The following is an 11,701-nucleotide window of genomic DNA, read 5'->3' as shown; positions in this document are numbered from 1 at the left end:
ACCGATATGTTAGCACCAACATTTACATTGCCGAACCAAAATGGGGACATGATCTCGCTCGAGGACTATCGAGGACAGAAAGTCGTGCTATATTTCTATCCAAAAGACGCGACGCCCGGCTGCACGACCGAGGCATGTGATTTCCGTGACGCCGCGCCGAAGATGAACGGGGCCGTTGTCCTCGGCATCTCGGCTGACAGTCAGAAGAAGCATCAGAACTTCATCGCGAAGCACGACTTGCCGTTCGATTTGCTCGTCGATGACACGCATGAGGTGTCGGAGTTATACGGCGTCTGGCAGTTGAAGAAGAACTACGGGAAAGAGTACTACGGCATCGTCCGCTCGACATTCCTCATCAATGAGGACGGCTATATCGAACAGGAATGGCGCAGTGTGAAAGTGAATGGGCATGTCGACGAAGTCGTCGCGGCGCTCGCTACATGAATCGGGACGGCTTCCTTGACGGGAGGCCGTTTTTTAGTGACCTGGTCATTACAGATTTATTTCAAATACTAAAATTGAAAGCCAGGCGTTTCAAGATGCGAGAGAGGTATATTACAAAAATATTACGTGAATATCAGATGTTTGGCTATTTTGTCAACTTGACGAAGTTGAGAATGTTCTGAAAAATATGAAGGGTCAGTGAACGATAGAAATACATAGGGGGCATAACTAGCATGGAGCAATTTGAAGCATGGCTGACGAGTCTATCGAATCTCGTCTGGGGACCACATTTGTTGATTTTATTGATCGGGACAGGCATCTACTTGACGTTCCGGCTCGGATTCATTCAAGTGACACGGCTCGGCGTCGGGTTGAAAGAGGCGTTTATTCCGAAACAGAAGACGGACGCAGAAGTCGCGAAACAGAAAAAGCAGCGCGGTGATATTTCTCACTTCCAAGCGCTTATGACGGCGCTTGCCGCCACAGTCGGGACCGGGAATATGGTCGGCGTCGCGACGGCGGTCGTCCTCGGTGGACCAGGGGCCATCGTTTGGATGTGGCTCTCCGGTTTCATCGGGATGGCGACGAAATACGCCGAGGCGATTCTCGCTGTCAAATATCGCGTCGTCGATGAACGGGGTGAGATTGCCGGTGGACCGATGTATTATTTGGAACACGGCTTAAAGAAAAAATGGCTCGGCATGACGTTCGCCTTGTTCGCGTCAATCGCTGCTTTCGGGATCGGCAACGGCGTTCAGACGAACTCGATCAGTCTTGCCTTGAACACGTCGTTCGGGGTGCCGATGATTGCGACAGGTATCGGCATGATGGTCTTGACGGCGTTCGTCATTCTCGGCGGTGTCAAATCGATCGGGAAAGTCGTCGGGATTTTCGTACCGGTCATGATCTTCGCTTACGTCGGAGGCGGTCTCGTCATTCTCGTCATGAACGCGGAATTGATTCCGGGGGCGTTCGCGACCATCTTCTCGAGCACGTTCAGTGCGGAGGCCATCGGCGGTGGGGCGCTCGGTGCGGCCATCCGTTACGGGGTCGCCCGCGGCGTGTTCTCGAACGAGGCGGGTCTCGGTTCGGCACCGATTGCAGCTGCGGCGGCGAAGACCGATTTCCCGGGACGACAAGCGCTCGTCTCGATGACACAAGTGCTGATCGATACACTCATCGTCTGTTCGATCACCGGATTGACAATCGTTATGAGCGGTCAGTATACGGGCGGACTTCAAGGCATCGAGTTGACGCAAGCGTCGTTCGCTTACTTCCTCGGCCCGATCGGTGAACTGATCGTCACCATCTCACTCGTCTTCTTCGCCTTCTCGACCGTGATCGGTTGGTGCTATTACGGCGAACGATCGGTCTATTATCTGCTCGGGGAGAAAGCAATCGTCCCGTACCGGATGATGTATATCCTCGTCGCTGGACTTGGGGCGATGACGACGAATTTGAACTTGATTTGGGCCATCTCGGACGTCTTTAACGGATTGATGGCGATCCCGAACTTGATTGGTCTCTTATTCTTGTCGGGTGTCGTCGTGGCCGAGACGAAGCGTTTCGAGTTAGAACGGCAAAAAGAACTGCGGGAGTCGGCCGCTTGACCAAAAAGGAAGCATCCTCACGCGAGGACGCTTCCTTTTTTCATACTTTGAATTGACCGATCAACTCGCTCAACTCGTCCATTTTCTGTTGCGACATCTCGGTGGCCCGGTTCAACTCGCTGAAGCGGTCGACCGACATCGTCACTTTCTCGGCAATCTCTTGTGTCCCGAGCGCACCGTTGTTGACGGTGACGGCCACGTCTTGGATGACCCCAATCATATTCGAGGTCAACTGTTCGAGCTCGACAGCGGCGTCAGCGAATTCCGAGGCGGTCGCTTCAAATCGACCGGCGTCCTCGCTGTAACGTTCGGCCGCTTCCTCGAGCTGGTCATAATCTTTCAATACGTTCGTGTCGAGGAATCCGAGCATCTCGCTCGACGTGTCGTTCAAGTGGTCGACCGAGTGGAGAACGGTCGTCGAGATGGCCTGAATCCGTTCGACGGTCGACCGGCTCGTCTCGGCGAGTTTTCGAATTTCATCAGCGACGACGGCGAACCCGCGCCCTGCCTCACCGGCCCGAGCGGCTTCAATTGAAGCGTTCAAGGACAAAAGGTTCGTCTGGGCGGCGATGTCGAGAATGTCATTCGTAAGCGTCGCAATCTCCCGGACGGCTTTGGCGTCTTGCATCGCTTTTTTCAAGTTGACACGTGTCGACGACAGGACACTGAGTGCGGATGATTTCGCCTCGACGGCATGGTCACGCAACGCGACGGCCCGTGCGTCGACTTGTGCGGCTTCGACTTTTCGCTCAGCTGCCATCGTCACGATATGGTGGAGTGTCCGTTCCATGTCAGACGCCGAAGCGTTCATCTCTTGGGCGCTAGCGGCCGTCTGTTGCATGCCGGCCGTCAAATCCTCTGTTGTCGCGGCAGTGGCGGTCATATACGTATCAAGCGCTTTCAATTCGTCATACATGTGTGCGGACTGTTCGGTCACGCCATGCGACACGCCGTTCACTTGGAGAATCAAGTGACGGAGGTTAGCGATGAATTGATTGAAGTCACGGGCGAGCCCTGCGAACTCGTCGCGCCGTTTTACCGGGATCGCCGTCGTCAAATCGCCTTGGCTCGTGGCGAGCTCTCTCATCTTCACTTTGAACTCATTTAACGGCTCGAAAATCGATCGGAAAATGAACACCATCATGAGTACCGTGAACACGACGGCAGCAGCCATGATAATCATAAGCGTGAGCTGGACCTGTTCAAATAACGACTCACCATTCGCTGTGTCGGTACGGATTGCGTCGCGGTTCAAGTTGACGAGCAGGCCGAGTGTGTTGGACAAGGCGTCGGCGCTCGGTGTCGCCGTGTCACGGAAGTAGGCGTCGGCAGCGGCTTGTCCGTCTTCGTTCGAGATGCGGACGAGCTCGGTAATATTCGCTTGGAACGACGTCCATTGGTTCGTCGCTTGATCGAATAGCTCTTGGTCGGCCTGTGTGATAATCGTCGATTCATAGCCGACCATCTGTTGTTCGAGAATCGTGACGGCCGTCTGTAGGTCGCGTTCGATGTTTTGCTTCATCACCTCGTCTTCGACCAAAGCATGTCGGGTCATGTGACGACGAATCTCAAGCAGTTGCTTGTCGACTTGGTGAATTTGGTCCATCCCGGGCACCCAGGAGTCGGTCATGTTTTGTTGCGCCGCCTTAGAGGCGTTCAGCGCATAAAATGAGTAGCCGCTCACCCCGAGCAATAGAACGAGCAAGACGGTGAAAGCGACGATCAGTTTATTACGGATTGACATAGGGATCCTCCTCGAAAAAAAAGAATGCTTCTTTCTAAGCATAATGAGATTGAGGGACGGACCGAATAGGTGTTTTTGGAAACGAGTCAATATTACAGGGTCATTCCCTAACTTTTCAAAAAAGCGTTCGCTCTTGGAGAGATGGGATTTTCTTTTTTGTCTTATGAAAAAGTGGTATGATAATGGACGATGTATTGAAAACTGTTGGAGGTGGAACCTTTGGCTCGAATCACTGAAGCTGAAGTTCGGCACGTCGCCGGACTCGCCCGACTTGCGATCACAGAAGATGAAGTGACGCACTTCACGGAGCAATTGACAAAAATCCTCGAGTTCGCCGAGCAACTCGATGAATTGGATACGACGGGCGTCATTCCGACGACCCATGCCCTAGATTTGAAAAACGTACTACGCAAAGACGAGGTTCGTCCTTCACTTCCACGCGAGGAAGTCGAACGGATGGCACCTGATTGGGAGAACGGTCAAGTCCGTGTCCCAGCGGTCTTTGAATAAGGAGGCCCTTCATGAGTTTATTTGATCACGGTGTAGCCAAGCTACATACGCTTATAAAAGATGGCGAAGTCACGGTATCCGACCTCGTCAAAGAATCATTTGACCGTATCGAGGCGACCGACGATAAAATCGGAGCCTTCTTGACGCTAAACGAAGACGCGTTCGAACAGGCGAAACGGATGGACGAGCTCGCCAAGACCTCGGACAACCCGCTCTTCGGTTTGCCGATCGGCGTCAAAGACAACATCGTCACGAAAGGGACACGTACGACGTGTGCCTCGAAGTTCCTCGAGAACTTTGTCCCGGCCCATGATGCGACGGTCGTCGAGCGTCTCCATGACGCCGGTGCCGTCACAATCGGGAAACTCAATATGGACGAGTTCGCGATGGGTTCGTCGAACGAGAACTCGGCGTTCAAAGTCGTCCGCAACCCGTGGGACCCTACGCGCGTACCAGGTGGTTCATCAGGTGGTTCAGCGGCAACGGTCGCGGCCGGCCAAGTCTTGTTCAGCCTCGGCTCGGATACGGGTGGCTCGATTCGTCAACCGGCAGCCTATTGTGGCGTCGTCGGGATGAAACCGACGTACGGACTCGTCTCACGTTACGGACTCGTCGCGTTCGCCTCGTCGCTCGATCAAATCGGTCCGCTCACACGTACGGTCGAAGATAACGCTTACTTGTTGAACGCGATTGCCGGTCATTGCGACATGGACTCGACGTCAGCGACGGTCGACGTACCGGATTACACGAAATCGCTTCACGGCGACATCAAAGGTATGAAGCTCGCACTTCCACAAGAGTTCATGGCTGAAGGTGTGTCAGAAGGTGTCCGCAAACAGATTGAAGAAGCGGTCGAGACGCTCAAGTCGCTCGGTGCGACGGTCGAGACGGTCTCGCTCCCGACGGTGAAATATGCGCTCCCGACGTACTACTTGCTCGCGTCATCAGAAGCATCTTCGAACCTGGCCAGGTTTGACGGCATCCGTTACGGACGTCGTGCTGAGGCCGATGCGCTCGAAGAAGTGTTCACGTACTCGCGCGAACAAGGTTTCGGGGAAGAAGTGAAACGCCGCATCATGCTCGGGACGTATGCGCTCAGCTCAGGTTATTACGATGCGTTCTACAAAAAGTCGCAACAGGTCCGCACACTCATGAAGCAAGACTTCGCGAACGTGTTCGCCGACTACGATGCGATTATCGGACCGACAGCGCCGACGGTCGCGTTCAAACTCGGTGACCAGCTCGAAGATCCGCTCACGATGTATGCCAACGATATTATGACGATTCCGGTCAACTTGGCAGGCATTCCAGCCATCTCGGTACCGGCTGGCTTATCAGAAGGCCTCCCGGTCGGTTTACAGATCATCGGGAACCATTTCAGTGAACCAACACTCTACCGCGTGGCCCATGCTTTTGAACAAGCAAACGGCGGTTTCAAGATGCCACAGCTCTAAGGAGGACGTACGATGAACTTTGAAACGATCATCGGGATCGAGGTGCACGCCGAGCTGAGCACGAAGTCGAAGATTTGGTGTGGCTGCTCGCGCACATACGGTGCCGAAACGAATACACAGACGTGTCCGATTTGTCTCGGACACCCGGGCGTCTTGCCTAAATTGAACGAAGAGGCGGTCAATCTCGCCATCAAGGCCGCGATGGCACTCAATTGCGAAATCGCGACCGACACAAAATTCGACCGGAAGAACTATTTCTATCCGGATACGCCGAAAGCATACCAAATCTCGCAGTTCGATCAGCCAATCGGCTTCAACGGTCACGTCGATGTCGAAGTCGACGGTGAGATGAAGCGGTTCCGCATCGAACGCGTCCATCTCGAGGAAGATGCCGGGAAGATGAACCACACGGGCGAGAAACACTCGGTCGTCGACTTCAACCGCACCGGGTCACCACTCATCGAGATCGTCAGTGAGGCCGACATGCGCTCACCGAAAGACGCCGTCGCGTACCTCGAGCGCTTGAAAGAAGTGCTCTCGTTCGCAGGCGTCTCGGACGTCAAGATGGAAGAAGGGTCGCTTCGTTGCGACTGTAACATCTCGGTCCGTCCGTTCGGTCAAGAGCCGTTCGGGACGAAGACGGAGCTCAAGAACTTGAACTCGTTCTCGAACGTCTTGAAGGCGCTCGAGTATGAGGAAGACCGTCATCGCAAACTGCTCATCACGGGCGGCGTCATGCGTCAAGAGACGCTCCGTTTCGACGAGGCGGCGAAGAAGACGATCCTTATGCGTGTCAAAGAAGGAGCGGCCGATTATCGCTACTTCCCAGAGCCGGATCTCGTCCGTCTCGAAATCGATGAGGAATGGAAAGAACGCATTCGCGCCACGCTTCCAGAACTTCCGGTCGCACGCCGCGAGCGTTATATGAACAACTACGGCTTGTCGGCTTATGATGCCAAGGCACTCACGTCGACGCGGGAGTTCTCGGACTTCTTCGAAGCGACGACTGCTGCCGGTGCCGAACCGAAAGCGGCCGCGAACTGGCTCATGGGCGAAGTGCTCGGTCACTTGAACAAATCGGACGATACGATCGAGACGATGAAATTGACGCCGAGTTCGCTCGCGGAGTTGATTCGTTTGATTGGAGAAGGTACAATTTCTTCGAAGATCGCCAAACGTGTGTTCACTGCCATGATCGAAGAAGGCGCCGAGCCGAAGGCGTACGTCGAAGCGAACGGTCTCGCCCAAATTTCGGACGAGAACTTGCTCCGCGGCTACATCCTCGACTTGTTCGAAGCGCATCCGCAGATGATTGAAGACTTTAAGAACGGGAAAGACCGTGCCAAAGGCTTTATCATCGGGCAAATCATGAAGCAGACGAAAGGGATGGCGAACCCGGCACTCCTCGATGGCTTGTTCCACGAAGAGATCGCCAAACGCTAAACAGGCGGCGAGGCACTTGTGTCTCGCTTTTCGCTCGACTTGAGCATGGGGAGAGAACATTATGCAACGAAAACGCGCACGGGTCATCTATAACCCGACATCTGGAAAAGAAGTGATCAAACGGGAACTCCCGTACATTTTGAACCGCCTCGAGGATGCGGGTTATGAGACGTCGACGTACGCGACGAAAGCGATCGGCGACGCGACGCTCGAGGCCGTTCGGGCCGCTGAGGCCGAATTCGACTTGATTATCGCGGCCGGTGGGGACGGGACGCTAAACGAGGTCATCTCGGGACTCGCCCCGCTCGACACGCGTCCGACGATCGGGCTCATCCCGGTCGGCACGACGAACGACTTCGCCCGGGCGATGCGAATTCCGCTCAACGTCGTCGGTGCCCTCGACGTCATCTGTGACGGGTTCGAGATGCCGGTCGACCTCGGTGAGATTGAAGGAGAGAAAGGCGACATCCACTACTTCATCAATATCGCCGGCGGCGGCATCATGACGGAGCTGTCGTACGAGGTCCCATCGAAACTGAAGACGGCGCTCGGACAGCTCGCCTATTACGTCAAAGGGATGGAGAAGCTTCCACTCATCAAGCCGACGTATATCGAGCTCGAGCACGATGAGGGCACGTTCAGCGGCGAGGTCATGATCTTCCTTACGTCGAACTCGAACTCGGTCGGCGGTTTTGAGAAGATTTCGCCGCACGCGTCATTAAACGACGGACTGTTCGACTTGTTCATCTTGCGTAAGTGTAACTTGTTCGAGTTCATCCACGTCGTCCGTTTGTTGCTCCGTGGTGAGCACTTGTCGAGTCCGCTCGTCGAGCACGTCAAGACGGGACGCGTCAAGATGAAGACGACGACGGAACCGATGAGTCTCAACATCGACGGCGAATACGGTGGCGAATGCACGGGCGAGATGCGAAACTTGTTCCGTCACTTGACGGTGCTCGCGCCGAACGCGCGCATCCGTGAGATGGAAGACTTGAACGCCCAGTATGAACGCGAACAGATGATTAAACAGCTGTTCAACGTAGCGAACGAGAAAGCAGAATAACACGGCTCGGCGTGGCGCACACGCCGAGCTTTTCGTTCGCTTGGAACGGGTATGAACTAATACACACTATTTTTTGAATCGGGAAAGGAGAGACTCATGCTACCAGTCCAAAAGAATGACCGTCTCGACGTCCATATCCACGACCTCACGCACGAAGGCGCGGGCGTGGCACGCGTCGACGGTTACACGTTGTTCGTCCCGAATGCGCTCCCGGGGGAGACCGTGGAGATTGTCGTGACGAAGACGAATAAACAGTACGGGTTCGCCCGCTTGATCGATGTGAAGCAAGCGAGCGCGGACCGTGTCGAGCCACCGTGCCCGATTTTCTATCAGTGCGGGGGCTGTCAGCTCCAGCACTTCAGCTATGACGGCCAGCTCCGTCAAAAACGGGACCGTGTCGTCGATGCGTTGAAACGACTCGGTCAGTTCGACGTGCCCGTCCACGAGACAATCGGCATGCCGGAACCATGGCGTTACCGCAACAAGGCGCAAGTGCCGTTCAAAGACGAGGCCGGTCGTCTCATCGCGGGTTTCTATCGTCCACGTTCGCACGATATCGTCGAAATGAAGGAATGTCTCATCCAAGACGAGCGCAACGATGAGGCCGTCCAAGTCGTCCGTGACGTGCTCGCGGCGCACAATGTGCCGGCGTACGATGAAAAGACAGGTCGCGGCGTCATCCGCCACGTGATGGCCCGTTACGGGTATCATTCGGGTGAGTTGATGATCGTCCTCATCACGAAGACGACGAAAATCAAAGGCGTGAACGAGATTGTCGCCGACATCTTGAAGCGTATGCCGGACGTGACGTCGATCATGCAAAACGTCAACCCGGATAAGACGAACGTCATCTTGGGGTCGACGAACAAATTGTTATATGGCCATGAGACGATTGAGGACAAGATCGGTGGACTGACGTTCACGATCTCGCCACACTCGTTCTTCCAAGTCAACCCGGTCCAGACGGAGAAGCTATACGGCAAGGCGCTCGAATACGCGCAACTCACCGGGACCGAGCAAGTCGTCGACGCCTATTGCGGCATCGGGACAATCAGTCTGTTCCTCGCCCGGAAAGCAGCGCATGTGTACGGCGTCGAAGTCGTGCCGGAAGCGATCGAGGACGCGAAACAAAACGCGCTCGTCAACGAGATCGACAACGTGACGTACGCCTGTGGCGCAGCGGAAGATGTGCTGCCGCAGTGGAAGAAGGATGGCATCAACCCGGACGTCATCGTCGTCGACCCACCACGTAAAGGCTGTGCCGAGTCGTTCCTCGAGACGATGGTCGAGATGGCACCGAAGCGGATCGTCTACGTGTCGTGTAACGTCGCGACGCAGGCGCGCGATATGCGTTACCTCGCCGACCGTGGCTACAAATTAGTCGAAGTGACCCCGGTCGACATGTTCCCGCATACGGCGCACGTGGAGACGGTGGCGTGGCTAGAAAAAATAGAATAAACTGAAAAAAATGACCTTCGATTTGTGGAAATCGGAGGTTTTTTTAGGATCAAGACGATAAGGAGCGTGTGGATGAAGATTCAGCGTTATGTAGAGTTAGAACTTGATGAGACATTGAGTAATGAAATCCGTGAGTTGTTGGTGGTGTCATTTGAACCGCTCTATCCGAATCGTCGATATTTCAAGCAATTGCCTCACCTCCGTCTTCTCGCTTTTGGGGACGAAGGTCAAGTCGTTGGTCATGTCGGACTAGACTATCGAGTGATGAATTTGAACGGGGAACCGATTCAAGTTCTTGGTGTGATTGATTTATGCGTCAAAAAAGAGATGCAGGGCGACGGTATTGGTAAGGCGTTATTGGATGAGGTCATTGATGTAGGAGAGACGAATCAAGTCGATTTCCTTTTATTGTTTGCAGACCGACCTGATCTTTATTTACGAGCGGGATTCAACCATGTCGACAACATGTGTACATGGCTCCAAATCGACGATGAACGGCAGACGACACGTGGAATCGGGGAAGCATCCTTTGATGAGTTGATGATTCGGCCGGTCGGTGATAAAGCATGGACGGAAGGTCATTTAGATTTAGTAGGCTACTTGTACTGAGAACTAAAGATTTTCTTATGAAAAGGAGTGAAGAGGATGCGAAACGTGACAAAAGTGATCCTAGGTATAGTGGGAGTAGCCGTCCTGTTGATTGGGTGGTGGCTCATTTCGCCTATTTTCTTGAACGAGACGGTTGATGAGGGACTTCCGCCGACGTCAATTGACGCAACTGTAGATGAAGAGGGCGAAGGCGAGGAAGCGACGGAACCCCCGTCGTCTGAGGAGGGTGGAACCGCAACGGAGTTTACCGACTTGGCAGGAGTGTTCATGGATGGAGAAAAGAACTATGAAACGTCAGGGAACATTCAAACGATCCGTGCAGAAGACGGCGTGTACTTGCGCTTCGAAGATTTCCAAACGACAAATGGGCCCGACTTGTTCGTCTATTTGATTCAGCCGGGGATGGAGACGACAGAAGGGATTCGTCTAGGCGCGTTAAAGGGCAATACCGGGAACCAAAATTATTTGATTCCTGAAGATGTCGATCTCACGCAATACACGACCGTCGTGATCTGGTGTCGGGCGTTCGATGCAACGTTTGGTACGGGAGAGTTAAGTCCACAATAACGCGAATACATTAAAAGTTAAGGCCTTCATCTAATGACATTAGAAAAACAACAACCTTAGTGAGACCGATGCACGGTTCCATTGAGGTTGTTGTTTTTTTGAATTATGATTCATCATGGTCTGTAGAGAATGGCTTTTCTTCGTAACTAGAAACGTTGTACGAACCAATTGTGCGATATTTTTCAGAAAAAGTGCCACTATCTGACAAACTAGCAGAGAAGTCGATAGATAAAGCATCATTTATGATTTTGTGTAAATAGGTCGGATCTGGCGCTTCATTAATTGCGGCCATGACGAGGGTATTTCTAAGGTAACCAGCGTTATTAGAGAGCAGTTCTGCATTAAAAGGCAAATTATGATGTTGAGCGAAAAGTTTCATGAAAACAGAAACGGTACGGGTATTCCCTTCGCGAAAAGGATGAACCCGCCACAAATCTGTCATTAGCTTAGCGAAATAGATGGGCAGTCGTATATTTTGATGGGTCCATGTGATTTCTTGTTTCCAATCAAAGATAGATGCTAAGTCCGTTTGAATCTGCAAAGAATCACTGTAAATTACAGATATGCCGCCCAAAATTCGCTCATTTTTATAGATATTGATTGAGCGAAAAGCGCCGGCCCATTCATATAGTTCGTTGAATAGATGTCGATGGATTTGTTGTAGAGCATGATAACTATCGAAGTCTACTTTCGAAATGAGCGATTCGATTTCTAATATGTTTGCAATGATAAGTTGCGCTTCAACAGTAATCAGTTGTTGCTCGTCAGTTATCCCAAGTTTATTTATAAGCACACTTGT

Annotated in this window: 11 protein-coding genes; 9 read left to right on the top strand and 2 right to left on the bottom strand. The window is 53.0% G+C overall.

Going from position 1 to position 11,701, the window contains the following annotated elements; all coding sequences use genetic code 11:
* The first annotated feature begins 6 nt into the window (after positions 1-6).
* Positions 7-444, top strand: coding sequence for a thioredoxin-dependent thiol peroxidase (bcp, locus tag EVJ33_RS06305; RefSeq protein ID WP_131435475.1), 438 nt, complete (start codon positions 7-9; stop codon positions 442-444).
* 233 nt (positions 445-677) lie between these two features.
* Complete coding sequence (locus tag EVJ33_RS06300) at positions 678-2,054, top strand: alanine/glycine:cation symporter family protein (protein ID WP_131435473.1); 1,377 nt, start codon at positions 678-680, stop codon at positions 2,052-2,054.
* Positions 2,055-2,094: 40 nt separating this feature from the next.
* Here the strand turns inward: EVJ33_RS06300 and EVJ33_RS06295 are convergent, their stop codons facing one another.
* Positions 2,095-3,798: a methyl-accepting chemotaxis protein gene (locus tag EVJ33_RS06295; protein WP_131435471.1), complete on the bottom strand. Its 1,704-nt coding sequence runs from the start codon at positions 3,796-3,798 to the stop codon at positions 2,095-2,097.
* 219 nt (positions 3,799-4,017) lie between these two features.
* On the opposite strand from EVJ33_RS06295, the gene gatC reads away from it, so the two are divergent.
* The 7 genes from gatC to EVJ33_RS06260 all read left to right on the top strand — a co-directional run bounded on the left by gatC (position 4,018) and on the right by EVJ33_RS06260 (position 10,902).
* The gene (gatC, locus tag EVJ33_RS06290; protein ID WP_021066487.1) at positions 4,018-4,308 is read left to right on the top strand and encodes an Asp-tRNA(Asn)/Glu-tRNA(Gln) amidotransferase subunit GatC; all 291 of its coding nucleotides are present in this window, start codon (positions 4,018-4,020) and stop codon (positions 4,306-4,308) included.
* 11 nt (positions 4,309-4,319) lie between these two features.
* Positions 4,320-5,762: an Asp-tRNA(Asn)/Glu-tRNA(Gln) amidotransferase subunit GatA gene (gene gatA / locus EVJ33_RS06285; RefSeq protein ID WP_131435470.1), complete on the top strand. Its 1,443-nt coding sequence runs from the start codon at positions 4,320-4,322 to the stop codon at positions 5,760-5,762.
* Between the two features lie 12 nt (positions 5,763-5,774).
* Positions 5,775-7,205, top strand: a complete 1,431-nt coding sequence (gene gatB, locus EVJ33_RS06280; protein WP_021066489.1) for an Asp-tRNA(Asn)/Glu-tRNA(Gln) amidotransferase subunit GatB — start codon at positions 5,775-5,777, stop codon at positions 7,203-7,205.
* A gap of 61 nt (positions 7,206-7,266) precedes the next feature.
* A complete protein-coding gene (locus EVJ33_RS06275; protein ID WP_131435468.1) occupies positions 7,267-8,268 on the top strand; it encodes a diacylglycerol kinase in 1,002 nt (333 codons plus the stop codon).
* 96 nt (positions 8,269-8,364) lie between these two features.
* The gene (gene rlmD, locus EVJ33_RS06270) at positions 8,365-9,726 is read left to right on the top strand and encodes a 23S rRNA (uracil(1939)-C(5))-methyltransferase RlmD (RefSeq protein ID WP_131435466.1); all 1,362 of its coding nucleotides are present in this window, start codon (positions 8,365-8,367) and stop codon (positions 9,724-9,726) included.
* Between the two features lie 72 nt (positions 9,727-9,798).
* Positions 9,799-10,335 (top strand): GNAT family N-acetyltransferase, encoded by a 537-nt coding sequence (locus EVJ33_RS06265; RefSeq protein ID WP_131435464.1) that lies wholly within the window; start codon positions 9,799-9,801, stop codon positions 10,333-10,335.
* Positions 10,336-10,371: 36 nt separating this feature from the next.
* Positions 10,372-10,902 carry a DM13 domain-containing protein gene (locus EVJ33_RS06260; RefSeq protein WP_131435462.1) on the top strand — a complete coding sequence of 177 codons (531 nt, stop codon included), beginning with the start codon at positions 10,372-10,374 and terminating at the stop codon, positions 10,900-10,902.
* Between the two features lie 103 nt (positions 10,903-11,005).
* On the opposite strand, the gene EVJ33_RS06255 is transcribed toward EVJ33_RS06260, so the two are convergent.
* A complete protein-coding gene (locus tag EVJ33_RS06255; RefSeq protein WP_236634548.1) occupies positions 11,006-11,695 on the bottom strand; it encodes a Fic/DOC family protein in 690 nt (229 codons plus the stop codon).
* Positions 11,696-11,701: the final 6 nt, after the last annotated feature.

Source organism: Exiguobacterium sp. SL-10 (assembly GCF_004337025.1).
In the GTDB taxonomy this organism is placed as follows: domain Bacteria; phylum Bacillota; class Bacilli; order Exiguobacteriales; family Exiguobacteriaceae; genus Exiguobacterium.
Note: the sequence above shows the minus strand (reverse complement) of the source record. Positions and strands in the feature narration are given on the sequence as shown.